The sequence below is a fragment of the Serratia nematodiphila DZ0503SBS1 genome, assembly GCF_000738675.1.
Taxonomy (GTDB): Bacteria; Pseudomonadota; Gammaproteobacteria; order Enterobacterales; family Enterobacteriaceae; genus Serratia; species Serratia nematodiphila.
The window spans coordinates 2,689,046-2,714,325 of the sequence record NZ_JPUX01000001.1; the positions used below are offsets into that span (position 1 = coordinate 2,689,046).

Sequence of the window (25,280 nt, forward strand, 5' to 3'; positions counted from 1 at the left end):
CCGCCACAAACCTGTATCTTGGTGCCATGTGGCCGTAAGCAAATGAATCTGTGTATTACTAAAGCAAGGGTATAAAGATGGATAATGCAAATAAGCCGAGTTTCCAGGACGTGCTGGAGTTTGTGCGTATGTTCCGCCGCAAAAACAAACTGCAACGCGAGATCGTCGACAACGAAAAGAAAATTCGTGATAACCAGAAGCGCGTGCTGCTGCTCGACAACCTGAGTGAGTACATCAAGCCCGGCATGAGCATTGAAGACATTCAGGGCATCATTGCCAACATGCGCAGCGACTACGAAGATCGCGTTGATGACTACATCATCAAAAATGCCGATCTGTCCAAAGAACGCCGCGAGCTGTCCAAAAAGCTGAAGGCGATGGGCGAAGTGAAGTAACCCGCTTTAGCGGGCCGGGCGTCCTGCCTGGCCCGCATCCTTATCATCCCGCCTGATTTTCCGTTCTTGCCGACATTGCCGTTTCCGTTGGGGCGTTCCCCGGCGGCCGAAGGCGCCTCCCCATCCTGCAGGATCTGCAGGTGACCGCCGGGGAACGCGTGTTACTGCTCCGCGCCGTACATGTCGAAGTCGAAATACTTGTCATTGATTTTCTTGTAAGTGCCGTTGGCGCGGATCGCCTGCAGCGCGGCGTTGAAGGCGTTAAGCAGCGCGGTATCCTCTTTGCGTACCCCGATGCCGTCGCCGACGCCGAAGTACTTGCTGTCGCTCAATTCGGCGCCGATAAAGGCAAAGTCTTTGCCGCCGGGCGTTTTGAAGAATTCGCTGGCGCTGACGCTGGCCAGCAGCGACGCATCCAGGCGGCCGTTGGCCAGATCTTCGTTCACCTCCTGCTGGCTTTGGTAAGCCACCACGTTGACGCCGGCCGGCCGCCACAGCGCGTTGGCGTAGGCCTCCTGGCTGGAACCTTGCTGCACGCCGACCGATTTGCCTTTCAGCGAGGCGGCGGTAGGCTGCAGATTGCTGCCTTTATGCGCCACCAGCCGCGCCGGGGCGTTGGAGACTTTGCTGGAGAAAGCGATCTGCTGCCGGCGCTGTGGCGTAATGGTCATCGACGAGGCGATGGCGTCGAACTTCTTCGCCTGCAGGCCGGGGATCATGCCGTCCCAGCTGCTTTCCACCCACACGCATTTGGCCTGCATCTGGTCGCACAGCGCCTGGGCGATATCGACGCCGAAGCCGGTCAGCTTGCCCTGCGGATTTTTATACTCCAGCGGCGGAAAGGTGGGATCGATGCCCAGCTTGATCACTTTGCCGCTGAATTCACCGCTCAGCGCGGGAAAGCTCGCGGCCAGCGGCAACAACAACAACAGCCCTTTGATGATTTTCATGTCATTTCCTCTGTGTTGGCGATTAAACCGCGGGGCGAGCCAAAAAGCGCTCGACCAATTTGACCCAGTAAGTGGCGCCCAACGACAGACTGTCGTCGTTGAAGTCATAACCGGGGTTGTGCAGAGAATTGCCCGGCGTGGCGGGGCCGTTGCCGATAGAGATGTAGCTGCCTGGGCACTTCTCCAGCATAAAGGCGAAATCTTCGCTGGCGGTGAATGGCCGCAGCGTGGGGATCACCCGGCTCTCTCCGGCCCATTCCAGCGCCACCGCGCGCGCCAGCTCGGTTTCTGCCGGGTGGTTCACCAGCACCGGGTAGCCGTGCTGATAGTCGATCTCCGCGCGGGCGCCGAAGCTGGCGGCCTGCGCCGTGACCAGCTCGGTGATGCGCTGTTCCAGCCGCGCACGCACCGCCGCCGTCAGCGCGCGCACGCTGAGCGTCAGGGTGGCGGTCGCCGGGATCACGTTGGCGGCCTGGCCGGCCTGCATCGCCCCCACGGTGACGATCGCCGTTTCCTGCGGATCGATATTGCGCGCCACGATGGTTTGCAGGCTCATGACGATGGCCGCGCAGGCCACCACCGGATCGACGGTGCTCTGCGGCACCGCGCCGTGGCCGCCGTGGCCGTGCAGGGTGATGTGCACCGTATCGGCCGAGCACATGAAGGGGCCGCAGGCGAAGCCCAGGTGGCCGGTGGGTAAGCCGGGCACGTTGTGCATGGCGAACACCGCGTCGCAGGGGAAGCGCTCAAACAGGCCGTCTTCAATCATCACTTTGGCGCCGCCGCCGCCTTCTTCCGCCGGCTGAAAGATCAGATGCAGCGTGCCGAAAAAGTTCGGCTGCCGCGCCAGATAGCGGGCCGCCGCCAGCAGCATGGCGGTGTGCCCGTCGTGGCCGCAGGCATGCATCACCCCGGAATGGGTGCTGGCGTAAGGCAGTTTGGTGGTTTCGGCAATCGGCAGGGCGTCCATGTCGGCGCGGATGCCGAGCGATTTTCCCGGCCCGCGCTGCAATGTGGCGACAACGCCGGTTTGTCCTACGCCACGCGTGACGCGGTAACCCCATTCCTCCAGCCGCTGCGCCACCAGATCCGACGTCGCAAACTCCTGGAAGCCCAGCTCCGGGTGGGCGTGAATGTGGCGGCGAAGCGCGACCATCTCATCATGAACGGCGGCGATATCAGGCAGTACCAGTGAATGCATCATCACGATCTCCGGCAAAGGGCCCCGGCTAACGGGTACGGAACGGGGCAGAGAGGTTGGTATCGAGACTAGCAAACTCCGTTTTTGCCGGGTAGCCGCCGTTCGGTTATGCTGACAACCTATGATTGTCAGGAGGTGAGCATGAAACTGCACCAACTGCAGGCGCTGGTGGCCAGCGCCGACAGCGGCAGCATTCGCGCGGCGGCGCGGCATCTGGGGCTGTCGCAGGCGGCGGTGACCCGCGCACTGCGCGAACTGGAGCAAGAACAGGCGCTGCCGCTGCTGATCCGCACGCCGACCGGGCTGGGTTTTACCCCCTACGGCAAAACCCTGCTGGCGCACGCCCGGCTGGTGCTGAACCAGTTGGAGCAGGCGCAGGGCGAAATGGCGGCGCTGCGCGGGAGTGCGGCGGATCTGGTCAAGGCGGCGATCACTCCCTGGCTGATGCTGACGGTGCTGCCGCCGGCGGTGATGGCGTTTCGCAGCAAGGTGCCGGCGGTGCGGCTGGAACTGTCGGAAAGCCTGATGGCCAACGCCCAGTCGCAGCTGCGCGAGGGCACGATGGATTTCGCCATCACGCCGCTGCCGGCGTCGTCGGCGCCGCAGGAGTTCCACTGCGAGCCGCTGCTGGAGTATGAAACGGCGTACATGGTGCGGCGCGGCCATCCGCTGGCGCACAGCACCTCGCTGCATCAGCTGCTGGAGCAGGATTGGGTGATGAGCTATACCCAGGAAAGTTTCGATGCGCTGCTCGATGAGGTGTTCCACCGCCACGGCGCGCGCCTGCCGCGCCAGCGCATTATCCAGGCGCATTCGTTCGGCATGCTGCAGGCGCTGGTGGAATCCGCCGAGATGTGCACCTGGTGCCCGCGGCCGATCGTCGCGCTGCCGCAGTTCGCCTCTCGCCTGCAGCCGCTGGCGCTGCGCGAGAGCTGCCAACCGGCGCAGTTGAATATCGTCACCCGGCGCAACAGCATTCTGAGCGCCGCCGCCCACGCGTTTATCGACACGCTGGTGCGCACCCTGCGCCAGCAGGTGCGATCGTCGCGGCCGGAGGATCGCCAGATCTACGATCGCGTGCGCCTGCTGATTTAGCGGATCTGCCCGGATCGCCGATCCCGTAAATGGGATCGCGATCCGCATTTGTAGCATTTTTAGCCGCAATGTTAACGAACTGTGATTTTGCTCAAATAATTATTTTTGCAGCTTTGGTTATATGTCGCTCTATGTTCACGTTGTCATTTTTAGTTATCGGGATGTGTAATGGTTAATTTGTTGAAATTTATAATTTTATAACTCAGTTTGTTTTTTGTTTGATAAAAATGACAACGTCAACATTTATAATTTTCAAGCGTTTAACGAGAATATTGGAGGGATAGATGAGCCAGTTGCCGGAAAAAATGCGCGCGGTCGTTTGCCACGGCCCGCAGGACTACCGTTTCGAACAGGTGCCCACGCCGCTGCCGAAGGCGCGCGAGCTGGTGATCAAGGTGGAAGGCTGCGGCATCTGCGCCGGCGACTGCAAGTGCAAGAACGGCGCGCAGATGTTTTGGGGGGAGACCCCGTGGGTCAAACCGCCGGTGGTGCCGGGGCACGAGTTCTACGGCCGCATCGCCGCGCTGGGCGAGGGCGCGGAAGGCAAATACCGGATCGGTGAGCGGGTGATCGCCGAGCAGATCGTGCCGTGCTGGGAGTGCCGTTACTGCAAATCCGGCAGTTACTGGATGTGTGAGACGCATAACATTTACGGCTTCCAGAAAGACGTGGCGGAGGGCGGCATGGCGGAATACATGCGCTTTTCCGAGAACGCCATCGTGCACAAGATCCCGGAAAGCCTGAGCCATGAAGACGCGGTATTGATCGAGCCGATGGCCTGCGCCATTCACACCGTGGCGCGCGGCGACATTCAGCTGGACGACGTGGTGGTGCTGGCCGGCGCCGGGCCGCTCGGGCTGTGCATGGTGCAGGTGGCGCGGCTGAAAACGCCGAAGAAACTGATCGTGATCGACGCCATCGACGAGCGGCTGGCGCTGGCGAAGGAATTTGGCGCCGACGTGGTGATCAACCCGCTGAAGGAAGACGCCGACCAGATCGTCAAATCGCTGACCGGCGGCTACGGCTGCGACGTCTATATCGAGGCCACCGGCGCGCCGATCGGCGTCACTCAGGGGCTGCAGATGATCCGCAAGCTGGGCCGCTTCGTGGAGTTCAGCGTGTTCGGCAAGGAAACCACCGTCGACTGGTCGATCATCGGCGATCGCAAGGAACTGGACATTCGCGGCGCGCACCTGGCGCCCTACAGCTATGAGATCGCCATCGATCTGTTCGAGCGCGGGCTGGTGACCTCAAGCGGCGTGGTGACCCACAGCTATTCATTGAACGACTGGGACGAAGCCTTCGCCCTGGCGGACTCGACCGACTCCATCAAGGTGATCCTGGTTCCCTGACCCTCCCGCCGTACCGCTGTTGCAGTCACGATCGTCGGCCCGTCCGCAATGGAGGGGCCGGCCGGTCGGCCAAACGTAAAGACATGCTGTTGCTCTGATAACCACAACAAGAAGCTTCCCTACAGGAGAATTGGCTATGTTTTCATTATTCAAAAAGACCCTGCCTTTTATCGTCGCCGGTGGAATGTTGGCGGCCAGCCATGGGGCGCTGGCCAAGCAAATCACTATCGGTATGTCGTTCCAGGAAATGAACAACGACTACTTCGTCACCATGAAGCAGGCGCTGGATCAGGCGGCTGCGGATATCGGCGCCAAGGTGTACGTGGCCGATGCGCGCCATGACGTCGCCAAGCAGATCGGCGACGTGGAGGACATGCTGCAGAAGAAGGTGGATATCCTGCTGATCAACCCAACCGATTCGGTGGGGGTGCAGTCGGCGGTGATCTCCGCCCATAAGGCCGGCGCGGTGGTGGTGGCGATCGACGCGCAGGCCGAAGGGCCGCTGGACTCGTTCGTCGGCTCGGAAAACTACGACGCCGGCTTCCAGGCGGGCGAATACCTGGCGAAAGCGCTGGGCGGCAAAGGCAAGGTGGCGATCCTCGACGGCATCCCGGTGGTGCCGATCCTGGAGCGCGTGCGCGGCTTTGAGGCGGCGATGAAGAAATACCCCGACATCAAGATCGTCACCAAGCAAAACGGCAAGCAGGAGCGCGACACCGCGCTGACCGTCACCGAAAACATGCTGCAGTCGGCACCGGATCTGGCGGGCATCTTCAGCGTCAACGACGTCGGCGCGCTCGGCGCCCTGGCGGCGATAGAAAGCAACGGCGCCAAGGTCAAGCTGGTGAGCGTCGACGGCCAGCCGGAAGCCATCAAAGAGATCCTCAAGCCGAATTCGCCGTTTATCGCCACTTCGGCGCAGTTCCCGCGCGACCAGCTGCGCATCGCGCTCGGCATTGCGCTGGCCCGCTACTGGGGCGCCACGGTGCCGAAAACCGTGCCGGTCAAAGTGAAGCTGATCGACCGCAGCAATGCGGCCGGCTTTAGCTGGTAACAGCGGCAGGTTCGCCCCGCTGCGGCGGGGCGTTCGGTGCGGAGGGCAATGCGGTGACACCTTTACTGGAACTGAAGCGAATAAAAAAGAGCTTTCCCGGCGTGAAGGCGCTGGACGGCATCGATCTGGCCATTCAACGGGGCGAGGTGCACGCCCTGCTGGGCGAAAACGGCGCCGGCAAATCGACGCTGGTGAAAATCATGTGCGGCATCCATCAGCCGGACGAGGGCGACATTTTTATCGACGGCGAGCAGCGCCGCTTTAACAACTATCGCCAGGCGATCGAGGCCGGGGTCGGCATTATTTTTCAGGAATTCTCGTTGATTCCCTACATGAGCGCCATCGACAACATCTTCCTCAACCGGGAGATCAGGAACCGCTGGGGCCTGCTGGATCGGCGGGCGATGCGGCGCAAGGCCGAGGCCATTTTCAAGCGGCTGACGGTGGCTATCGATCTCGATTGCCCGGTGGAGCAGCTGAGCGTGGCGCAGCAGCAGTTTGTGGAGATCGCCAAGGCGCTGTCGCTGGAGGCGCGGGTGCTGGTGCTGGACGAACCGACCGCCACGCTGACGCCGGGCGAGGCCGAACACCTGTTCAGCGTGATGAACGATCTGCGGCTGCTGGGCGTTGGCATGGTGTTTATCTCGCACCATTTGGACGAGATCTTCACCATCTGCGATCGCATCACCGTGCTGCGCGACGGCGCCTACATCGAAACGCTGGCCACCGGCGACACCAACGTGGAAGAGCTGGTGCGGCTGATGGTCGGGCGCAAAATCGAGAACGCCTTCCCGGTGAAACAGCATCCGGTCGATACCGCGACGGTGCTGCTGGAGGCGGAGATCCAGCGCGAGAAGCACGGCGCGACCGACCGCTTCCACCTGCACAAGGGTGAGATCCTCGGCTTCGCCGGGCTGGTGGGCTCCGGGCGCACCGAGACCGTCTCGGCGCTGATCGGCGCCAGCCGCTGCCACCGCAAACGCGTCAGCCTCGGCGGCCAACCGGCGGCGCTGCGCTCCCCGGCGCAGGCGCTGGCGCAGGGCATCGGCCTGCTGCCGGAGAGCCGCAAAACCGAGGGCCTGGTGCTGCCGTTCTCGGTGGCGCAGAACATCACCCTCAACCGGCACCACCGGCGCGGCAAGATCTTCGTCAGCGCCCGCAAGGATCGCGACGTGGTGCAGCGGCTGATCCGCGCCGTGGGGGTGAAAACCCCGGACGCCGAGACCGCCGTCAGCACCCTGAGCGGCGGCAACCAGCAGAAAGTGGTGATCGCCCGCTGGCTTAACAACGACTGCAACATCCTGATCTTCGACGAGCCGACGCGCGGCATCGACGTGGGCGCCAAGGCCGAGATCTACCAGCTGATGCAGCAACTGACCCAGCAGGGCATCTCCATCATCATGATTTCCTCCGAACTGCCGGAGATCATCGGCGTGTGCGACCGCGTGCTGGTGTTTCGCGGCGGCCATATCGTCGCCGAGCTGACCGGCGACGACATCGAATCCAACCACATCATGCTTCACGCGACCGGGAGTGCCTTATGATCGGAATTGAACAACCCGCCGTGGCGCGCCGCGCCGCCGGCCTCAGCCTCGGCAAGCGCTGGGAAAAACTGCTGCATCACCCGGCGGTCCTGCCGTTTATCGGCTTCGCTGTCCTGTTCGTGCTGATGAGTCTGCTGAACGACAGCTTCCTCAGCGTCAACAACCTGACCAACGTAGCGCGCCAGGTGTCGATCAACGCCATCATCGCGGTGGGCATGACCTGCGCCATCCTGACCGGCGGCATCGATCTCTCGGTGGGGCCGGTGATGGCGCTGGCCGGCTCGGTCGCCGCCGGGCTGATGCTGGCGGCGGTGCCCATTCCACTGGCGATGGTAGCGGCGTTGGCGCTCGGCGCGCTGTTCGGCCTGGCCAACGGCGCCTGCATCGCCTACCTGCGCATGCCGCCGATCATCGTCACTCTGGCCTCGATGGGCATCGCCCGCGGCCTGGCGCTGCTTTATACCGGCGGCTACCCGATCTCCGGCCTGCCCGACGTCTTCTCCTTCTTCGGCCGCGGCACGGTGCTGGGCATCCAGGTGCCGATCCTGATCATGCTCGGCGTGTATGTGCTGGCCTGGCTGATGCTCAACCAGCTGCCGTTCGGCCGCTACGTCTACGCGATGGGCGGCAATGAAGAGGCGGCGCGCCTGAGCGGCATCCGCGTGCCGCGCTACAAGATGCTGGTGTACGTGATCAGCGGCCTGACCGCCGCGCTGGCCGGGCTGGTGCTGACCTCGCGCCTGATGAGCGGGCAGCCCAACGCCGGCGAAGGCTTCGAGCTGGACGCCATCGCCGCCGTAGTGCTGGGCGGGGCGGCGATCTCCGGCGGGCGCGGCGCCATCGTCGGCACGCTGGTGGGGGCGATGATGCTCGGGGTGCTCAACAACGGCCTCAACCTGATGAACGTGTCGCCGTATATCCAGAACGTGGTGAAGGGCGGCATCATCCTGGCCGCCATCTACCTCAGCTCCGTGCGGCGCAAATAGGAGGCGCGATGTCAGTCTTTCTTGGCATAGACGTCGGCGGCACGGTGATCAAGGTCGGGCTGTACCGGGCAAGCGGCGAAGAGCTGGCGATCGCCGAGCGCGACGGCGCGGCGATCGCCGCCCAGCCGGGCTTTAGCGAACGCAATATGGATGCGCTGTGGGATGACGTCTGCGCGGCAATCCGCCAGACGCTGCACGCTGCGGGGCTGTCGGTCGGGCAGGTGCGCGGCGTCAGTTTCTCGGCGCACGGCAAAGGGCTGTACGCCATCGATCGCCACGGCAAGCCGGTCGGTAACGGCATCCTCTCCTCGGACAACCGCGCGGCGGCCACGGCGGCTGAGCTGCGCCGCGCCGGCGTGGACGCGCAGAGCTACCCGCGCAGCCTGCAGCCGCTGTGGCCCAGCCACCCGGCGCTGCTGCTGCGCTGGCTGAAGCAGCGGCAACCGGCGCAATACGCCGCCGTCGATCGCATCCTGATGGCGCACGACTACCTGCGCTTTCGCCTCACCGGCGAGGCGGCGGCCGAAGTGACCAACATCTCCGGCAGCAACCTGTTTAACCAGCGCAGCGGCGCTTACGATCCGGCGCTGATGGCGGCCTTCGGCATCGAAGAGGCGCAGGAGAAGACCGCGCCGGTGATCGGCTCGGCGCAGCTGGCCGGGCGGGTGACGGCCGCGGCGGCGGCGCAATGTGGTCTACGGGTAGGAACTGCGGTGTACGGCGGCCTGTTCGACGTGGTGGGCGCGGCGCTCAGCTCCGGCGTGGCCGACGATCGCACGCTCAGCGCGGTGGCGGGCACCTGGTCGATCGCCACCTGCGTGACCGAGCGCATCATTCCCGCCGATTACCCCTACGCCTGGGGGCGCTACTGCATCGACGGCCGCTATTTCGTGCACGAAGGCAGCCCGACCTCGGCCGGCAACCTGGCCTGGTTCCTGCGCCAGTTCTGCGCCGGCGACCGGCAGCGCTACGCCCAGTTCAACGCCTGGGTGGCCGAGCGCCGCGAGCAGCCCAGCGGGCTGCTGTTCCTGCCGTATCTGTACGGCTCCAACCTCGGCGGCAACACGCCGGGCGGCCTGATCGGTCTGAGCGCCCACCACGAGATGGCGGACGTGGTGCAGGCGATCTACCAGGGCATCGTGTTCTCGCACCTGATCCATCAGGAGCGCATGGTGCAGCTGAACCCGCGCATCGAGCGGGTGCGCATGACCGGCGGGCCGACGCAGTCCGAGGTCTGGATGCAGATGTACGCCGACGCCGGCAACCTGCCGCTTGAGGTGGTGGAAACGCGCCAAGGAGGCTGCCGCGCCGCCGCCCTGTGCGCCGCCGTCGGCGCCGGGGAGTACGCCGGGTTCGCCGAGGCGATCGCCGCTGCGCCGCCCAAACTGCGCTGTTATTATCCCGCGACCGCCGCTCATCGGCGCCTGCGCGCCCAGCAGGCGCGCTATCTGGCGGTGGCTCAGGCTTTGAGTGAGGTGACTGATGCAAACGACTAACGCCGCCTGTCTGGGGCTGTATGAAAAGGCGCTGCCCGCCGAACTGAGCTGGCCGCAGCGGCTGGCCACCGCCGCCGAGCTGGGCTTTGAATTTGTGGAGATGTCGATAGACGAACAGCCGGCGCGCCAGCAGCGGCTGGACTGGGATCGCCGCCAGCGGCTGGCGTTTATCCAGGCGCGGCTCGACAGCGGGGTGACGGTGCCGAGCCTGTGCCTGTCGGCGCACCGGCGCGATCCGTTCGGCAGCGCCGAGGCTGCCACCCGCGAACGGGCGCGGGTGCTGATGAGCAAGGCGCTGGAACTGGCGACGGATCTCGGCATCCGCAACATCCAGCTGGCGGGTTACGACGTCTATTACGAACCGGCCGATCGCCACAGCCGCGAGCGCTTTATCGAGGGCATGCAGTGGGCGGCGGCGCAGGCTGCCAGGGCGCAGGTGATGCTGTCGGTGGAGGTGATGGACACGCCGTTCATCAACAGCATCAGCAAATGGCGCGACATCGCCCGCCACGTCAACAGCCCGTGGTTCACGGTGTATCCCGATCTCGGCAACCTCAGCGCCTGGGGCAACGACGTCGCCGCCGAGCTGGCGCTGGGCATCGGCAGCATCACCGCCATACACCTCAAAGACACCGTGGCGGTGGGGCCGGGCAGCGCCGGGCAGTTCCGCGACGTGCCGTTCGGCGAGGGCTGCGTGGATTTCGCCCACGCCTTTTCCGTGCTCAACGCGCTCGGCTATCGCGGCCCCTACCTGCTGGAGATGTGGGCGCGCGAAGACGGGCAGGATAAGCAACGCATCGCCCAGGCCAAGGCCTGGCTCGAACAACAAATGAATGATGGAGGCATCGCATGCTGAACGAACTCAAGCGGCAGGTGCTGGCCGCCAACCTCAGCCTGCCGGCATACGGGCTGGTGACCTTTACCTGGGGCAACGTCTCGGCGATCGACCGCCAGAGCGGGCTGGTGGTGATCAAGCCTTCGGGCATCGCCTACGAGGCGATGACGCTGGAGGATTTGGTGGTGGTGGATCTGGAGGGCAAGGTGCGTGAAGGGCATCGCAAACCCTCATCCGACACCGCCACCCACCTGGCGCTGTACCGCGCCTTCGCCGATATCGGCGGCGTGGTGCACACCCACAGCCGCAACGCCACCATCTGGGCGCAGGCCGGGCAGCCGATCCCGGCGCTGGGCACCACCCACGCCGACTACTTTTACGGCGACATTCCCTGCACCCGGCCGATGAGCGAGGCGGAGATCGCCGGGGATTACGAGGGGGAGACCGGCAAGGTGATTATCGAGACCTTCAATCAGGCGGGGCGTGATCCGCAGCAGGTGCCGGGAGTGCTGGTTTACTCCCACGGCCCGTTTGCCTGGGGCAAGGACGCGGCGGATGCGGTGCACAACGCGGTGGTGCTGGAAGAGGTGGCGATCATGGCGATGGCGACGCGCCAGCTGGCGCCGGCCATCGCCCCGATGCAGCCGGAGCTGCTGGACAAACATTTCCTGCGCAAGCACGGCAAACACGCCTACTACGGGCAATAGCGCCCGTCAGCGATTCAACAGCGAGCCGGTGAAGAACTCTCTGCGCACCGGCAGCTCGCCGCGCGGGCTGTTAATGGCGCTGAACAGCAGCTCCGCGGCAATCTCCCCCAGTTTCTGCGTATCGTGATACACCCCCGGAATGTGCAGGCCGTAAGCGCCGGCGCGCGGCGGCTCGTCTATCGAGAAGAACTTCACCTGCTGATAGAGCCCCATCTCGTGGCAGATGGCGATGGCGCCCAGCGTGATGATGCCATTCAGGCCGATGATGTAATCCGGGCGGTTCTCCGGCTGCGCCAGATAGGCGCGCACCTCGCTCTCTTGCGAGGTGAAATCGTAGTCGCCGTTGATGATATGAATCTCACGGCCGCTGCCCTGCAAGGCCGCGACGATGCCGGCGGTGCGCGTTAGCGTAATTTCCGAATCCGCCGGGCCGCCGATAATTAAAAGCTTCTGCTCCGGCTGCTCCGCCAGATAGCGCCCGGCCAGCACGCCGATTTCGCGGTTATCGAGGAACACGCCGCTCAGCTGCTGATCGTAGAGATCGCGGTCGATCAGGATCAGCGGCACGCCGTACACCTCGGCCAGCTCGAGATAGGTGGGGCGGTAGCGCTTGTCGTCGCGCACCGCCGAGAGCAGGATACCGCGCGCCTTGTAGCCGAACAGCGCCTGAATGGCGCGCATTTCCGCCTCTTCGCTGCCGTCGGTGTCGAACAGCATGATCTGGTAGCCCTGCTGGCGCGCAATGCGCGACACGGTCTTGATCAGGCCGGAATAGAACGGGTTGTACATGCTGCTGGTGACGATGCCGATAATCTGGCTGCTGCTGCTTTTCAGCCCCTGCGCAAAGGCGTTGGGCACATAGTTCAGCTCTTTGGCGATGGCGTGAATGCGCTCGCGGGTTTCCGGCTTGACCAGCTCGGGCTTATTGAAGGCGCGGGAAACGGTGATATTGGTCACCCTGGCGCGGCGGGCGATATCCACGATAGTGGCATTGGGATTGGCTTTCGACACCGTCTTTCCTTGCGTTATGCCTCAACAGATCCCTTATTGTAGGGAAAGGGCGGGGGCGGTGCTAGGGGGGAGTTGGGGGTGGCTGGATGGGGGAGGAAAAATAACGAAACTCAGTCGTTAGGCACGATCTGCATTCATTTTATTTAATGCCTTTGTTAGCGCCCTTTGACAACGCTTGGGAATTGAGGATGGTTAATGGGACAAAGTCGCTATTTCCGAACGTTAAGATGGTTGATTAGTATTATTCCGCAAGCGGGATAAGCTTTTTACCCGTGTCTTCGAAGAAAGAAAATGAAGCCCAGCGATATGTATATAACAAAGCAATCTTGCCGGCATGCTTCTCAATAACCTCTTTTAAATATGACTTGCTTTTTTTGCTATTTGGGAAATGGGCCGCAAAGGTCACTATTGCTCTTGATGAGAGTCCACCACCATTTCGCATAAAGAGAACAAAATCGTTCCCTCTAAGCACGTTGAACTCCGCACAGTTTGTAACATCATTATCAAACTTAGCAACTACATTTTTTATTTTATCATACAGGATAATCATATCCCCAAAGATTTTCTTGTTTGCTAGGTCAATATTTCTTTTGTTTAACTCACCTATATACTTATCATCATCAACTTTACCAATCGGGTATCGTGCCTGCAGCACTATATCCTGCGACGCAATTTTTAATAGCTTCAGCTCGTCAGGGGCTAATGACAGCTCCAAATCGATAGCCATTTTATCAAGCTTATGTCCATAATCGCGAAATTTAAGGTCTATAGTGTCTTTCTGAGCACCAAGATTCATTAACAGGACAGCAGATTTTAATAACATTTCGAATGCATAACCCAACATAAGTCTGCTGGTTTTATCAGTTGCAGACGTGATATCAATATATTCATAAATAACAGGGTTTTTATTATTTTCATGAAGCGGATTTTTATTTTTATCGCCTTCGGCTCTCAAAATCTTTGCTGATAAATACAGTTTTTTAGATTCGGCTAACCAAGCCTTGCGATCGAAGATACCTTTTCCATTTTTCTGTGTGATTATTTCACTCTGCATTTAGTAGTTCCCATGTTAAAAGTATTAAACCCGAAACTAATCAGGAGCCAATCCCATAGCAGTAATAGCCAACCACTTTCAGTAAAGGTTCAAATTCAATTGCGCTGATATCTTCAACACGTTGCCAGTCTCGTTCAACCTCATCCGGGTTAAGTCCACCTAAGGTGAAGGCATTAGTAACAATGAGCCCGGTGTGTTCATCCTGTAAGCCGTTGATATCTTCGATGGATAAATGACCGAGATAAAGATGTTGTTTAACAAAAAGTCGTAGAGTTAAAGTAACCTCCACCTTGTCACCGTATCCATTATCAATTTGAGTTTTAGCTTCCTCAAATATCAGCAACTCCCCATGCTCCCCAGGTTCACTCGGTAAGGAACCATTATTCCACCGAGTCTGTGCAATTTCTAACGAAGTACCTAATAGCTTGTTTTCCGCGCTGTAGACAGGCAAATTGTAAAACTCATTTGGAATTAGCAGGGGTTTAGGGGCGGAACATCTAATTCCAAAACTCATGAAGCCATTTCTGAAATCACATAATACAGGGGCTGCCACCTTTGCCCGCCATTTATGGTCGCCTGTAGAAACTGGGCGGTAAAGCGCAATCTGTAATTTCTGCGCACGCCGTAACGCTGCTTTGGTAAAACCAGCAGGGCAGACTAAAGCCCCTTGATGCGCGCATACGTCTTGTACTAATCCGTGAAATTCTTCAACACCTTTGACATCTACCGGATTAGCATAGTCCTTACAATCAATAACAATACGCATCTTGTACTGACCAATGGACTGCTCCACCAGAACATCCACCTGTCTTTTGGTTTCGCTCTGGACACCATCAAGCATCACATTGTGTTGCACTACAGCACCAGGAGATAGTTGCCTTTGTATCATGGCAACAAGTTGCTCGAGAGCTTTCCAATCTGGAATCTTACTTTTATCTTGATCAGCCATTGCGCCGCTCCGTTTGAGTCTTATATGTGAAGATACCATTAGAATAACTTGAAGGAGAAATTGTTGGTTACCCAGTAAAGTGGACGACTCTTTTCAGTAATCTTAAAGAGGGCAGATTAGTTTACCTTTAAAGCGAACTTTCGCTCTTCGCCCAAAGCTGCCCCTCCAATACCGCCGATCAAAGCACTAAACCAGCGCCAGCAGCGCTGGAGCGATGGTGGTGAGGGGCTTATCAGGGGAAATCGCCGTCCCCGCTTAAGAACGATCGAAAAAGCAACGCGGACGATGAGTTCTACGACCGTCTTCCGGTAACAACACCGCTAATCTAGCCGCGACTTTTCACCCCCAACCCCGCGCCACAACTCCGGCAGCAGCGTCAACGTCTCATCAATCAGCGCCCGTCGGTCGTTGCCCGGCTTCCAGATAGTCACCATGGTTTGGCTGATCCCCTGGCTGCCCACTTCTGTACGCAGCGTGTTGACGTTTTTCCACTGTTCGGCATGCATATGTGTTGGCAGGAATCCCCAGCCGCAGCCTTGTTCAAGCAGGGCGCGCAGCATTTCCAGCTCGTTGGTGAAAATGGTATGCCCAGAAATTTGCAGGCGGCGCGCCACCGGTTCGTCAGAGTCCGGATGCATGATCACCTGCGGCGTGAGCGAGAGCTCCAGCAGCGAAAGCGGCTGCTCCGCGCCGGGGAAAAGCGTTTTAGCGGCGTAGAAATCCATCTCTATCGCCCCTAAGGCGCGCCACTCCATGGCGTCGCCCACGCTGCGGTGGCGCGCCTGGCAGATGCCCAGATCGGCCTGGCCGTTTGCCAGCAGGCTTTCCGCCTCGTCGCGCGAGGCGTTAATCAGGCTCAGGCGCGTGTTGCGCTGGGCCATGGCGGCTATCAGCGCCTGCAGCAGCGCGCGGGGGGTAAAGGGATCGTAGACCAGCGAGATTTCCTGCGCCGCGCTCTTCGGCACGTCTTTGGCAAATGCCTCAAAGGCTTTCACCTGGCGCATCAGCAGGTGTGCCTGGCGCTGCAGCTGTTCGCCTTCCGGCGTCAGGTGCAGGCTGCGCCCCTCGCGCAGGAACAGCGCATAGCTCAAGCCATCCTCGAGAAAATCAATCAAATCGCGCAGCGTCGTGCGGTCTTTGCCCAGCTTGAGCGCGGCTTTCGCCAGGCTGCCGTGCTCGGCCACGGCGGTGAAGGCTTCCAGTTGGGCAAAAGAATAAATCAGGCTTGGCACGCGGCTCTCCCGTCGATTTTGCGGGGGATTTTCTCCCATCAGGCGTTTTTTATTATAGGCCGCGTTTTTTTAAGCTGAACGCCTTCCTGAACCAAGCGAGAAAAAATATGAAAAGCAAAGTGTTTAACCGCAGCCTGTTGGCGGGCGTTGTCATCAGTCTCTGCAGCGGCCTGTTGGCGCCCGCCGCGCTGGCCGCCTGTGCGGGCACCGAACTCAGAGCCTGTCCGGCGCCTTTCGATGCGCAATTGCCGGACACGCACAAGATGCTCACCTGGAGCCAGAGCGACCGGGTGATCGGTTTTCGTAATGACTACCGCAACTATGCCGGGGATGTGTTTCATCACGGCAGTGCCACACCGCTGGTGGCTGCCGCTAAACAGCTAACGAATGCCAGCTATCGGGTGAATGGCAAAACCTACAGCCTGCAGGATTATCTTCAGCGCCAGAACGTCAGCGGCATGCTGGTATTGAAAGACGGCAAAATCGCCTGGAAATATCTGGGGCAGGGCAATACCGACGCCACGCTGTGGACATCGCGCTCGGTGGGCAAATCGGTGGTCGCCACGCTGGTGGGCGTGGCGATTAAACAGGGCAAGATCCGCTCGCTCGACGATCTCATCACGCAATACGAACCCGACCTGAAAGGCACCGCGTGGGACGGCGTGACCCTCAGGCAGCTGATCACCCACACCTCCGGCGTGGCGTGGAATGAGGATTACACCAACCCGAAGTCGGACTTCGCGCAGCTGACCGAGTGTGAAGCCAAACCCGGCACCTATGCCTGCGTGCGCAAGCTGGTGGCCGGCCTGCAGCGTGCGCATCCGGCCGGGCAGAACTGGTCTTACTCCTCCGGCGGCGCGTGGCTGCTGGGCGACGTACTGGAGCGCGCCACTGGCATGCCGCTGGCGGCCTATCTTGAGCAAAGCATCTGGCAGCCGTACGGCATGGCGAGCGATGGCGTGTGGCATGCCTACGCCAAAGGCCAGCACGACGTGGGCGCGCACGGCTTTAACGCCACGCTGGAAGACTGGGGGCGCTTCGGTGAGTTCATTCTGCATAACGGGACGTTGCCGAACGGCAAACAGATCTTGCCGGAAGATTGGGTAGCCCAGTCGTCCAACTGGACGCGGGCGGCGGGCTCGGTATCGGCGGCGCATCCTAACGGCATCTACGGCTTCCAATGGTGGAACAACGAAGTGCCGGCCAATGCGACTAACGTAGAACCCGCTCCGCAGGCGTCCCTCAAGCATTCCCTGTGGGCGCTGGGGATCTTCGGCCAGATGATCATGGTGAATCAGGCGGAGAATCTGGTGATCGTCCAATGGTCCACCTGGCCGCAGGCGGAGCCTTCTTTCAGCGCGCAACCGCTGGAGGCGTCGCTGATGTTTAGCGCGATAGCGAAGGAATTGCGTTAACCCCGGCAACTATCGACAGAGCGAGCAGGGGCGGTTGCCATTTCGCCCCTGAGCGGCATATTACATGTTTTCGACGTCGACCTATTCATGCCGTAGGGGAGGGGAGTATCAATTCTCTATAGGTAGTGGAGGCCAGTCTCCACCGTTTTTAATTAATAACTCTTTTATCTTGTTAATTTTCTCTTTATCCTCGGCATCGCCTACCCCTCTATCTATAAAGCGCTGAAGCTGATTGCCCATAGTCCAACCAAATTTCCCTTTTATTTTGCTATCTGCACCTCTCTCTAACAAAAAAATCGTATGATCAAACGAATGAGAATCCAGTGAGCTTATCAATAAGGTGTTTCCCAATGAGTCTCTTGTATTTATGTCTGCGCCATAATCCAGCATCACCCTTAACGTTTCAGTGTTTTTGGCTTTGATTGTTTGGAATACAATGGGCTCATTGAATACCTTATCTTTTGCGTTTGGCGGTAAACCGCCGTCGAGCATGGCTTTGACCCAAATCCCCTTGTCGGCTTTCATGACAAATTCCGCCGGGCTGCTTCCCCCTTCCGGTCTGGGCTGCAGCGGGTCTGCGCCAGCTTTAACCAGGTCGGTTATTATTTTCAGCCTTTCCGGCGTATTTTTATCGTAGATTGCGTTTAGCACCGACCAAAACAGCAGGGTCATGTCTGCTTTCACCGGTCGATTCAGTTCTTCCTTGCTTATAGAGGGAAGTTTCTCTTTCAGTTTCACTTCATCGCCATCATAAATCAGCTGTGCGATGTCCAGCTGCCGGCCTTCAAAAAAATCCTGTGGCTCATATCCCATGCTTTTGTTGCATCCTTGCACCATGAGGACAGTAAACAGTAGCGCTATTGCCATTATCAATTTGCTCATACTCTCCCCCTGAGAATGGTGGCATCCTCGTCTCTTCAATCAGTTTTTTGGTCTATAGCGTGTTTATCGAAAGCCAGATGTAACCTGACAGCTTCAGTATAAATAACCGGCAGCTGTCAGATCCGAGTTAGTGAAATTACTGAGTTTCCTTTGCTCCTTTTAAAAGCATGATCTCGAGTATTTTCTTACACTGTTCATTGTATTCTGAGCCATCTTGGCTGTCTTTTATTTGCCGATTCACTGCTGTTAACAGCGAAAGATTGTTTATATTTACCGGGTTAGGGTTCGCACCCCGATTGAGCAGTAGGGTCATGTGCTCAAAGGCTGAGCTAAAAAAAGCATCCATTAATAAGGTTTGTTGTAAGGAGTCTCTGATGTTAATGTCCGCTCCGTAATCCAGCATCACCTTTAACGTTTCAGTGTTTTTGGCTTTGATTGTTTGGAATACAATGGGCTCATTGAATACCTTATCTTTTGCGTTTGGCGGTAAACCGCCGTCGAGCATGGCTTTGACCCAAATCCCCTTGTCGGCTTTCATGACGAATTCCGCTGGGCTGCTTCCTCCCTCCGGTCTGGGTTGCAGCGGATCTGCGCCAGCTTTTACCAAGTCGGTTATTATTTTCAGCCTTTCTGGCGTGTTTTTATCATAGATTGAGTTTAGCACCGACCAAAACAGCAGGGTCATGTCTGCCTTAACCGGTCGATTCAGTTCTTCCTTGCTGACAGAGGGAAGTTTCTCTTTCAGTTTCACTTCATCGCCATCATAAATCAGCTGTGCGATGTCCAGTTGACGGCCTTCAAAAAAATCCTGTGGTTCATATTCCATGTTTTTTTGCATCCTTGCATCATGAGAACAGTAAACAGTAACGCCATTGCCATTATCAATTTGCTCATATTCTCCCCCTGATAGTGGCGACATCCTCGTCTTTCTGATCTTCAATCATCAGGTGAAATAATATCATCGGCGATATACAGCAGTTTCAAACTGGAAAACATAGTGTGTCTCTTCCTTTGCTTGCTGCGTCTTGGCCTGTTCAGGCGGGCGCTCGCACTCCTTGCACTCGATGGCCCCCTGAGGGGCATGTTATCGAACGGCAGCCAGCGATAGCTAACGGCGCATAGGACACCAAATAAAGGATGATAACGGCTCAGGCCAATTTGTAAAGCCGGCCAACTATTAACTGGAAAGTTCTTGTTTTCTAAAGGCTGCTGTAGGGTGTTAACTCCGCCGCATAAATCGATAAACCAACGCCAGGATCAGTAGCGGCGGGGATGTGCCCCTGTTTCTGTCCTTAACATTATCAATCTTTGCCATACCAGGATTTAAAATACTTCAGGAAACTGTAGGCCACGGCATAAAAGCCAGTGACGGCGCCGACTTTGCCTTCCTTCCATGCGCCGCTCAGTACGTACCATTTGAAAAATGCGCCGATCGCGCTAACGACGCCACGAAATAACGAGGGCCTAATGTTTCTGTATTTTACTACCCTTGTCGTATAGCTATTGAGCTTGTTGAATATTTCATGGAGAGAGTAAAAGGTATCGTGCTTAACATTGCCGGGAATGACCGACGTGTGAATATAGCCTTCAGCGGCATCATCTACCGGAGCATCATTGAACCTGACCTGCGTTCTATTGAACAGCCGAACGGGGTAGTCCGGTGAGGAGATGGGATAAATCGTTCTGACTGGCTGTCCGAGAACAAACCAATTCCTTTTGATTCTAAAGGCTTGCTGTGGCGGTGGGTTTTCCTGCGCTTTGAATTTTAAAATGGACGCTATGGTTTCGGCATCAAGGATTTCGTCGCTGTCCAGGCACAACACCCAGTCATGATGAGCTTGAGAAATCGCAAAGTTCATTTGCCGTCCGTGAGTCTCGAAACGATGATAAATAGGGCTTATTCCAAAGCTTTGGCAAATAGACAGCGTTTTATCCGTACTGCCGGAGTCCACCACAATCCACTCATCCGCAATGCCCATGAGTGGAGAAAGCACCTCGTGTAATAAACGAGAGGAGTTAAAAGTCAGTATACAAACAGCTATCTTTGCCATTAACTAACATCCTTAAAAATCGCGAGCAGGTGAGTGCGTGATATTTTCTCTGGAATGGAAATTACGATTCTCTTCTTATCCCTTATCAACCTCAGAAAATGCTTAACCCCGCCGGTCAAACCGATAAACCAGCGCCAGCGCCAACGCCAGGAGCAAAAGCGGCGGGCGAGGGCGGTGAAGGGCGCGTTGAGGGCGAACAGCAATCCCAGGTTGAGAACGATCTGGTAAGCGATGTAGGTCAGCAGCCCGATGATGACGCCAAGCGCTAGCCGGCTGCCCATGCCGGGGGCGCGCGGGGCGGTGAAGGTAAACGGGATGGCCAGCAAAATCATCGCCAGCACCAGCAGAGGCTGGCCGAGTTTTTTCCACAGCGCCAGGCGGTATTCGGTGCTGGGCTGCCCCGAGCCTTGCAGGTAATCGATATAGCGATCCAGCTGTTGGAGCGAGAAACTGCCCGCCGGCAGGGTCAGCTCTTTCAGGCTCGGCACGGCGAACAGTGAGCGCCAGAGCAGGCTGTCTTGTCGCGCAATCGTCTCCTTTCTGCCTTGCCAGCTTTTCTGCATCACGTTGTGCAGCAGCCAGCTGCCGTCAGCGGCGGTGCTGGCGCTGTCGGCGTAAATGTAAGACTCCAGCGCGCGGTTGGCTTGATAACGGAAGATCTCAATGCCGTGGGGCTGGTCGTTCTCATCGACGGTCTTCACTGTTACAAACTCGTTGCCGTGCCGCGCCCACAGCGGGTTAACGGTAACGTCGTTATTATTCGACTGCGCCAGGGCGTTATTCTTCATTTGCAGCGCGCGTTGCTGCAGCGGCGAGGCGGCCCATTCATCGAGGGCGCCGAGCGAGAGGTTCATCAGCAGCCCGGCGGCGAGCATCACCAGCGCGATGCGGAATATCGACATCCCGGCGGAACGGATCGCCGTCAGCTCCAGGCTTTTGGAGAGCTGCCCCAGCCCGACGATGCCGCCGAGCAGCGCGATAAACGGCCCCAGATCGACCAGGCTGCGCGGCAGGGTCATCACGGTCACCAGCAGCGCCTGCTGCCAGCGGTAGCCGCCCGGGGTCACGTCCTCCAGCTCGTTGATCAGCGTAAAGGTGGTGAACAGCGGGATGAGCAGCCCGGCCGCGGCGGCGAAGCCGATGAACACGTTGCGGATCAGATAGCGGCTAAAAAGAGTCATCGGGAGGGTTTCCGCAGCAGAGATAGGTCGCGCGCCAGCAGCAGGGCGATACCGACAGCCATCGCTATCGGCACCAGCCAAACGCCGGGGATCGTTGGCAGAGAGCCGTTGGCCACCAGCGTGCGGCAAATGTTGCCGCCATAGAAAATCACGGTAAACAGAACCGTGAGGGGCAGCAGCGCGGCGTAGCGCCCCTGCCGCGGCTTGATGCGGCTAAAGGGGATCGCCAGCAGCACCATCAGCACGGTGGTCAGCCCGCGGCTCTCGCGCCATTGCAGTTCGGCGGCGTCGCCCGGATCGGCGGAGCGCGCCAGTTCCGCCGGCGAGGCCGACTTGTGCCGGCTCTCGGCGCTGGGCACGAACGGTTTGAGCGCGATGTCGAAGTTGTCGTAGTTCTGCCCGTTGTCGTCGGCGCCCTCACGATCCAGCACATAGGCGGTGCCGGTTTTCAGCCGCACGGCGGGGCTGGCGGGGGAGGCGTCGAGCACCTCCACCGACTGCGCGCGGTACAGGCTGGTGTGATGGCCGCCGCGCACATAAATCAGGGCGTCCGTCAGGTGGTTGGCCGTTTTGTCGACGTGACTGGCGAGGATCATGCGGCCGTTGCCGCTGACGTTGAATTTGTCGGCCTGCAGGTGGCTCACGTCCAGCACCGATTGCGACTGTTGCTGCAGCTGATAAATATTGGCGTACGCCCAGGGCCTGCCATACAGCGACAGCAGCGTGACCGCTATCGCCAGCGGCACGGCGAGTATCAGCACCGCCTTGTACAGCCGCAGCGGGCTGGCGCCGGCGGCCAGCATGGCGGTGATCTCCGCATCGCTGTACATCTGGCTCAGCGCGACCGCCACCGAGACATACAGCGCGACGGGCAATATCATCTCCAGCGCGATCAGCGATTTATAGAAAACCACGTCGGCCACCACCCGCAGCGCCAGCGTGCCGTTGGCGGCGTCGGTCAGGTAGCGCTGAGCGGAGTAGCTGGCGAACATGAAGATCAGAAACCCGGCGATCATCATCACCAGGCGGCGGATCTCAACCGTGATATAGCGTTCAATCAAAGACATGCGTTATCGGTTCCCGGCGGCGTGCGCTTCATGGCGTCTCCTGCGCGATCAGCGCGCGCAGCAGGGCGATCACCTGGTCAACTTCCTGCGGGGTGAGTGCGCCGTCCTTCGCCCACTGCACGCGCCCGGCCTTGTCCAGCACTACGATGGTGGAGCTCTCCTCCGGCAGCCGCCAGGCCATGCGCCCCAGCCCGTCGCTGTCGACGATGAATTGCGCCCAGGGGTAATGCCGCTTGTTTTTCTCGATCTTGCCGCGCACGAAGAAGCCGGAACCCGGTATCGCGTCGTCGGTGTTGACGATGGTGGTCGGCTGGAAGCGATCGCCCGGCAGGTTCGCGTCCTTAACGGCGTTGATCAGCAGCGAGTTCTTCTTTTTGGCGGAGGTGCGCCCGGCGATGTACTGGATCACCCGCACCTTGCCCGCCAGTTTTGCGCTGTTCCACGGCCGGTAGCTGAAATCGCCGTTGCGCAGCAGCAGCTCGCCGCGATCGGCGATGGCGATCGGCGCCACCGGCCGGCCATGCACGAAGTTATGCGCAGATGCCGTCAGCGGCGACAGCAGCAGCGCAAGGGTCAGCAAGCGACGTAACGTCATCATGGCTCCGTGCAACCCGCTTATCTGCCCGCCGCGATGGCCGGCTGGGAAAACGACAGCGGAAAACGCGCCAGCAGCAGCTCCAGGCGCTGGCGGATGTCGATATCCAGGATCGCCGGCCGATCATAGATATCGCCGCCGGCCAGCTTGTCCGCCACCATCACGTCATGCCGGTCGCCCATCAGGCCGTTAATCGCCGCCAGGAAGCGCGAGATCTGCCGGGCCTCGCGGTTGTCGGGATCGATCGATCTCAGCGTGTCATAGAACGAGACCTGGCGGCTGACGATTTTGCGCACGTCATGGAACTGATGCCCGGTCAGCGCTGGGCCGGCGATCAGCGTTTGCAGCTGGCGCATTTGCTCCTGGCGGTAGGTGATAAAGCCCTGTGCGCTTTCCAGCCGGGTGTGGCGCAGCGCATAGCGCACGTAAGACCACACCGGCTTGCTGAGCAGCAGCCGCAGCAGGTTGCCGTAAAGCGTCAGGTTCTTCTGGTTGCCGTTGCGAAACGCGTCCTGAAAATGGCCGAGCACCACGGTGGTGGTGTGGAACAGGCGGTTGGCGCGGTGGGGGGCGCCGTACAGCTGCTGGGCGAAGCGCAGGTGCTTATAGCGGGCGCGGATATATTTGTAGCGCATGCGGGTAGCCGCCGCCAACTGCGGGTCTTGCAGGAAACCGTTCACCAATTGCAGCAGCTCGCGGCGGGAAAAGCCGTCTTCCCAAAACTGCAGGCACAGCGCGTAGTTGTCCCGAATGCTCTCGGGGGAGCATTCCAGATCAATCTGCTGCGGCAGGCTGATATTCGCCTCAACCAGGTCGTCCTCTTCCACCGCGACAAACAGCGCCTGGGTGGTTTCGGCTGAGAACTTTTTCCAATTATTGCTAGCGGTCATTGATTACTCTCTTTGGGCACATTCAGCCCCAACATAAAGCGATTGCGGTAGGCGCCGATCGTCGGTATCAGGGATAACAGAACGTCTAAACATTGCCCAAGTAAATAAGCGAAGGCGGCGCCCTGCACGCCGAAGGCATACGCCATCGACACCAGCAGCGCAATGTAGGCCGCCGAGGCCGTCGCCTGCGCGATCAGGAAGGCGCGCTGTTTGCCCGCCATAAACAGTAAGGATTCCTGCGGGAAGCCCATCATGGAGACGATGATCGCGCCCAGCATGATTTGAATCAGGTCATAGGCTTCCAGGTATTGCTGCCCGAATACCGCGGAAATAAGCGGCTTGCCCACCAGCAACATCAACACCGCAACGGCCAGGCCGATGCCGCCGGCCAGCAGCGAAGAGCGCAGGCCGAGCAGCCACGGGGTCTTGGTGCGCGGATCCAGGCGCATGATCTCGGGATAGAAGCTTTTCTCCAGCAGCTTGGCCGGGGTGCCCGTCGCATCGAAGAAGGTCATGGCGATCTTGAACAGCCCGGCGGCGGCCGGGCCGAGCACCACGCCCACCAGCACGGTGGTGCAGGAGTTGCGGGCGGCCCAGATGGTATGGGCGATGTTGGTGGTCCAGACGAAGTTCCAGGCGCCCTCGATGCGGCGCGCGACGTTGAACAGGCGCGGCCTCAGCGCGCCATGGATATCGCGGCGGCGCAGCTCGCGCGCGGTGAACCACCAAAACAGCGTGCCGCCGATCAGGTTAGAGGCGTACCAGGTGACGATAAAGCCGGGGAACCCCAGATCGAAATAATAGGAGATGACGCTGCCCACTGCCTGCAGGAATGGTTTGATCGCCTGCTGGATGGCGATTAAATCGAAGCGGTTGAAGGCGCGCAGCACGCCGGTCGGCGTGGAGGAGGTCATCGATGGGATCAGGGTGCAGTACAGCATGGCGAGCCAGAAACTTTCGCTGTCCAGCCCCAGAGCGTGAGACAAGAACGGCAGCATGATCATGCCGCCCAGCACGGCGATGACGCCGCTGGCGATATCCAGGCCGAAGGAGAAGGCGACGACGTCGCGGAAGCGCCCGGTATTTTGATGCTCCAGTGCCGGAGTGCCAAATTGCACCACAAACTGCCAGGTCTGGAATTTGATGAAATCGCTGACCGCTTTGGTATAGGCCTGAATCACCACCAGCACGCCGAACATGTCAGGCGACATGCCTTTACCGGCGCAGGAGAGCGCCAGCAGGCCGAGCAGCGCGCTGGCGACGCTGCCGGAGCCCAGGTAGGCGGCATTACGTAAAATGGAACGAAACGCGCCGTCGGAAAACCACCGTTTCATAGCC

General features: G+C 59.4%; 23 protein-coding genes and 1 pseudogene. 10 read left to right on the plus strand and 14 right to left on the minus strand.

The genetic code is table 11. From position 1 onward, the window contains the following. The first annotated feature begins 77 nt into the window (after positions 1 to 77). A complete protein-coding gene (tmaR, locus tag JL05_RS12425; protein WP_004935612.1) occupies positions 78 to 395 on the plus strand; it encodes a PTS system regulator TmaR in 318 nt (105 codons plus the stop codon). A 161-nt stretch (positions 396 to 556) separates the two neighbouring features. Here tmaR and JL05_RS12430 read toward each other — a convergent pair whose 3' ends face one another. Both JL05_RS12430 and JL05_RS12435 read right to left on the minus strand, forming a co-directional pair. Then, positions 557 to 1,345: an ABC transporter substrate-binding protein gene (locus tag JL05_RS12430; RefSeq protein WP_015378505.1), complete on the minus strand. Its 789-nt coding sequence runs from the start codon at positions 1,343 to 1,345 to the stop codon at positions 557 to 559. Positions 1,346 to 1,367: 22 nt separating this feature from the next. Continuing rightward, the gene (locus JL05_RS12435; RefSeq protein WP_033632576.1) at positions 1,368 to 2,549 is read right to left on the minus strand and encodes a M20 aminoacylase family protein; all 1,182 of its coding nucleotides are present in this window, start codon (positions 2,547 to 2,549) and stop codon (positions 1,368 to 1,370) included. A gap of 138 nt (positions 2,550 to 2,687) precedes the next feature. Between JL05_RS12435 and JL05_RS12440 the strand changes: the two genes are divergently transcribed. The 8 genes from JL05_RS12440 to araD all read left to right on the plus strand — a co-directional run bounded on the left by JL05_RS12440 (position 2,688) and on the right by araD (position 11,615). Beyond that, positions 2,688 to 3,641 (plus strand): LysR family transcriptional regulator, encoded by a 954-nt coding sequence (locus JL05_RS12440; RefSeq protein WP_033632577.1) that lies wholly within the window; start codon positions 2,688 to 2,690, stop codon positions 3,639 to 3,641. Between the two features lie 284 nt (positions 3,642 to 3,925). Continuing rightward, on the plus strand, positions 3,926 to 4,993 hold the full coding sequence (locus JL05_RS12445) for a zinc-binding dehydrogenase (RefSeq protein WP_033632578.1): 1,068 nt from the start codon (positions 3,926 to 3,928) through the stop codon (positions 4,991 to 4,993). 136 nt (positions 4,994 to 5,129) lie between these two features. Further along, complete coding sequence (locus tag JL05_RS12450) at positions 5,130 to 6,047, plus strand: ABC transporter substrate-binding protein (protein ID WP_015378502.1); 918 nt, start codon at positions 5,130 to 5,132, stop codon at positions 6,045 to 6,047. 53 nt (positions 6,048 to 6,100) lie between these two features. After that, complete coding sequence (locus tag JL05_RS12455) at positions 6,101 to 7,591, plus strand: sugar ABC transporter ATP-binding protein (protein ID WP_033632579.1); 1,491 nt, start codon at positions 6,101 to 6,103, stop codon at positions 7,589 to 7,591. Further along, a complete protein-coding gene (locus JL05_RS12460; protein WP_033632580.1) occupies positions 7,588 to 8,577 on the plus strand; it encodes an ABC transporter permease in 990 nt (329 codons plus the stop codon). Before JL05_RS12455 ends, JL05_RS12460 begins: the two co-directional genes overlap by 4 nt. A gap of 8 nt (positions 8,578 to 8,585) precedes the next feature. Continuing rightward, a complete protein-coding gene (locus JL05_RS12465; RefSeq protein ID WP_033632581.1) occupies positions 8,586 to 10,073 on the plus strand; it encodes an FGGY-family carbohydrate kinase in 1,488 nt (495 codons plus the stop codon). Continuing rightward, positions 10,060 to 10,929: an L-ribulose-5-phosphate 3-epimerase gene (locus JL05_RS12470; protein WP_033632582.1), complete on the plus strand. Its 870-nt coding sequence runs from the start codon at positions 10,060 to 10,062 to the stop codon at positions 10,927 to 10,929. Before JL05_RS12465 ends, JL05_RS12470 begins: the two co-directional genes overlap by 14 nt. Next, positions 10,923 to 11,615 (plus strand): L-ribulose-5-phosphate 4-epimerase, encoded by a 693-nt coding sequence (araD, locus tag JL05_RS12475; RefSeq protein ID WP_033632583.1) that lies wholly within the window; start codon positions 10,923 to 10,925, stop codon positions 11,613 to 11,615. Before JL05_RS12470 ends, araD begins: the two co-directional genes overlap by 7 nt. 6 nt (positions 11,616 to 11,621) lie before the next feature. Here the strand turns inward: araD and JL05_RS12480 are convergent, their stop codons facing one another. The 4 genes from JL05_RS12480 to JL05_RS12495 all read right to left on the minus strand — a co-directional run bounded on the left by JL05_RS12480 (position 11,622) and on the right by JL05_RS12495 (position 15,861). Next, entirely contained in the window at positions 11,622 to 12,626 is a 1,005-nt protein-coding gene (locus JL05_RS12480; RefSeq protein WP_033632584.1) for a LacI family DNA-binding transcriptional regulator, read from the minus strand. 241 nt (positions 12,627 to 12,867) lie between these two features. Then, on the minus strand, positions 12,868 to 13,680 hold the full coding sequence (locus JL05_RS12485) for a hypothetical protein (protein ID WP_033632585.1): 813 nt from the start codon (positions 13,678 to 13,680) through the stop codon (positions 12,868 to 12,870). 40 nt (positions 13,681 to 13,720) lie between these two features. After that, positions 13,721 to 14,629, minus strand: a complete 909-nt coding sequence (locus JL05_RS24365; RefSeq protein WP_050501241.1) for a restriction endonuclease — start codon at positions 14,627 to 14,629, stop codon at positions 13,721 to 13,723. Positions 14,630 to 14,949: 320 nt separating this feature from the next. Then, positions 14,950 to 15,861 (minus strand): LysR family transcriptional regulator, encoded by a 912-nt coding sequence (locus JL05_RS12495; RefSeq protein ID WP_033632586.1) that lies wholly within the window; start codon positions 15,859 to 15,861, stop codon positions 14,950 to 14,952. A 107-nt stretch (positions 15,862 to 15,968) separates the two neighbouring features. Between JL05_RS12495 and JL05_RS12500 the strand changes: the two genes are divergently transcribed. Then, positions 15,969 to 17,276: a serine hydrolase domain-containing protein gene (locus JL05_RS12500; protein ID WP_033632587.1), complete on the plus strand. Its 1,308-nt coding sequence runs from the start codon at positions 15,969 to 15,971 to the stop codon at positions 17,274 to 17,276. Positions 17,277 to 17,384: 108 nt separating this feature from the next. On the opposite strand, the gene JL05_RS12505 is transcribed toward JL05_RS12500, so the two are convergent. The 8 genes and pseudogenes from JL05_RS12505 to JL05_RS12540 all read right to left on the minus strand — a co-directional run bounded on the left by JL05_RS12505 (position 17,385) and on the right by JL05_RS12540 (position 25,276). Then, positions 17,385 to 18,158, minus strand: coding sequence for an ankyrin repeat domain-containing protein (locus tag JL05_RS12505; RefSeq protein WP_033632588.1), 774 nt, complete (start codon positions 18,156 to 18,158; stop codon positions 17,385 to 17,387). Positions 18,159 to 18,294: 136 nt separating this feature from the next. Then, on the minus strand, positions 18,295 to 19,077 hold the full coding sequence (locus JL05_RS12510) for an ankyrin repeat domain-containing protein (protein WP_238545844.1): 783 nt from the start codon (positions 19,075 to 19,077) through the stop codon (positions 18,295 to 18,297). 382 nt (positions 19,078 to 19,459) lie between these two features. After that, complete coding sequence (locus JL05_RS12515) at positions 19,460 to 20,209, minus strand: glycosyltransferase family 2 protein (protein ID WP_033632589.1); 750 nt, start codon at positions 20,207 to 20,209, stop codon at positions 19,460 to 19,462. Between the two features lie 102 nt (positions 20,210 to 20,311). Then, positions 20,312 to 21,390, minus strand: a pseudogene (gene lptG, locus JL05_RS12520) (LPS export ABC transporter permease LptG). Then, on the minus strand, positions 21,387 to 22,457 hold the full coding sequence (gene lptF, locus JL05_RS12525) for an LPS export ABC transporter permease LptF (RefSeq protein ID WP_033632591.1): 1,071 nt from the start codon (positions 22,455 to 22,457) through the stop codon (positions 21,387 to 21,389). Before lptF ends, lptG begins: the two are co-directional and overlap by 4 nt. A gap of 28 nt (positions 22,458 to 22,485) precedes the next feature. Beyond that, positions 22,486 to 23,052 (minus strand): YtfJ family protein, encoded by a 567-nt coding sequence (locus tag JL05_RS12530; protein WP_015378488.1) that lies wholly within the window; start codon positions 23,050 to 23,052, stop codon positions 22,486 to 22,488. A 20-nt stretch (positions 23,053 to 23,072) separates the two neighbouring features. Then, entirely contained in the window at positions 23,073 to 23,942 is an 870-nt protein-coding gene (locus JL05_RS12535) for a hypothetical protein (RefSeq protein ID WP_016927024.1), read from the minus strand. Continuing rightward, a complete protein-coding gene (locus JL05_RS12540; protein ID WP_033632592.1) occupies positions 23,939 to 25,276 on the minus strand; it encodes a lipopolysaccharide biosynthesis protein in 1,338 nt (445 codons plus the stop codon). The genes JL05_RS12535 and JL05_RS12540 overlap by 4 nt, the downstream gene beginning before the upstream one ends. Positions 25,277 to 25,280 lie beyond the last annotated feature (4 nt).

What these genes read in the sequence shown, in the direction of transcription:
- tmaR (WP_004935612.1), top strand. Translation starts at nt 78, where the DNA reads ATGGATAATGCAAATAAGCCGAGTTTCCAGGACGTGCTGGAGTTTGTG.
- JL05_RS12430 (WP_015378505.1), bottom strand. Translation starts at nt 1,345, where the DNA reads ATGAAAATCATCAAAGGGCTGTTGTTGTTGTTGCCGCTGGCCGCGAGC.
- JL05_RS12435 (WP_033632576.1), bottom strand. Translation starts at nt 2,549, where the DNA reads ATGATGCATTCACTGGTACTGCCTGATATCGCCGCCGTTCATGATGAG.
- JL05_RS12440 (WP_033632577.1), top strand. Translation starts at nt 2,688, where the DNA reads ATGAAACTGCACCAACTGCAGGCGCTGGTGGCCAGCGCCGACAGCGGC.
- JL05_RS12445 (WP_033632578.1), top strand. Translation starts at nt 3,926, where the DNA reads ATGAGCCAGTTGCCGGAAAAAATGCGCGCGGTCGTTTGCCACGGCCCG.
- JL05_RS12450 (WP_015378502.1), top strand. Translation starts at nt 5,130, where the DNA reads ATGTTTTCATTATTCAAAAAGACCCTGCCTTTTATCGTCGCCGGTGGA.
- JL05_RS12460 (WP_033632580.1), top strand. Translation starts at nt 7,588, where the DNA reads ATGATCGGAATTGAACAACCCGCCGTGGCGCGCCGCGCCGCCGGCCTC.
- JL05_RS12465 (WP_033632581.1), top strand. Translation starts at nt 8,586, where the DNA reads ATGTCAGTCTTTCTTGGCATAGACGTCGGCGGCACGGTGATCAAGGTC.
- JL05_RS12470 (WP_033632582.1), top strand. Translation starts at nt 10,060, where the DNA reads ATGCAAACGACTAACGCCGCCTGTCTGGGGCTGTATGAAAAGGCGCTG.
- araD (WP_033632583.1), top strand. Translation starts at nt 10,923, where the DNA reads ATGCTGAACGAACTCAAGCGGCAGGTGCTGGCCGCCAACCTCAGCCTG.
- JL05_RS12485 (WP_033632585.1), bottom strand. Translation starts at nt 13,680, where the DNA reads ATGCAGAGTGAAATAATCACACAGAAAAATGGAAAAGGTATCTTCGAT.
- JL05_RS24365 (WP_050501241.1), bottom strand. Translation starts at nt 14,629, where the DNA reads ATGGCTGATCAAGATAAAAGTAAGATTCCAGATTGGAAAGCTCTCGAG.
- JL05_RS12500 (WP_033632587.1), top strand. Translation starts at nt 15,969, where the DNA reads ATGAAAAGCAAAGTGTTTAACCGCAGCCTGTTGGCGGGCGTTGTCATC.
- JL05_RS12505 (WP_033632588.1), bottom strand. Translation starts at nt 18,158, where the DNA reads ATGAGCAAATTGATAATGGCAATAGCGCTACTGTTTACTGTCCTCATG.
- JL05_RS12510 (WP_238545844.1), bottom strand. Translation starts at nt 19,077, where the DNA reads ATGTCGCCACTATCAGGGGGAGAATATGAGCAAATTGATAATGGCAAT.
- JL05_RS12515 (WP_033632589.1), bottom strand. Translation starts at nt 20,209, where the DNA reads ATGGCAAAGATAGCTGTTTGTATACTGACTTTTAACTCCTCTCGTTTA.
- lptF (WP_033632591.1), bottom strand. Translation starts at nt 22,457, where the DNA reads ATGTCTTTGATTGAACGCTATATCACGGTTGAGATCCGCCGCCTGGTG.
- JL05_RS12530 (WP_015378488.1), bottom strand. Translation starts at nt 23,052, where the DNA reads ATGACGTTACGTCGCTTGCTGACCCTTGCGCTGCTGCTGTCGCCGCTG.
- JL05_RS12535 (WP_016927024.1), bottom strand. Translation starts at nt 23,942, where the DNA reads ATGACCGCTAGCAATAATTGGAAAAAGTTCTCAGCCGAAACCACCCAG.
- JL05_RS12540 (WP_033632592.1), bottom strand. Translation starts at nt 25,276, where the DNA reads ATGAAACGGTGGTTTTCCGACGGCGCGTTTCGTTCCATTTTACGTAAT.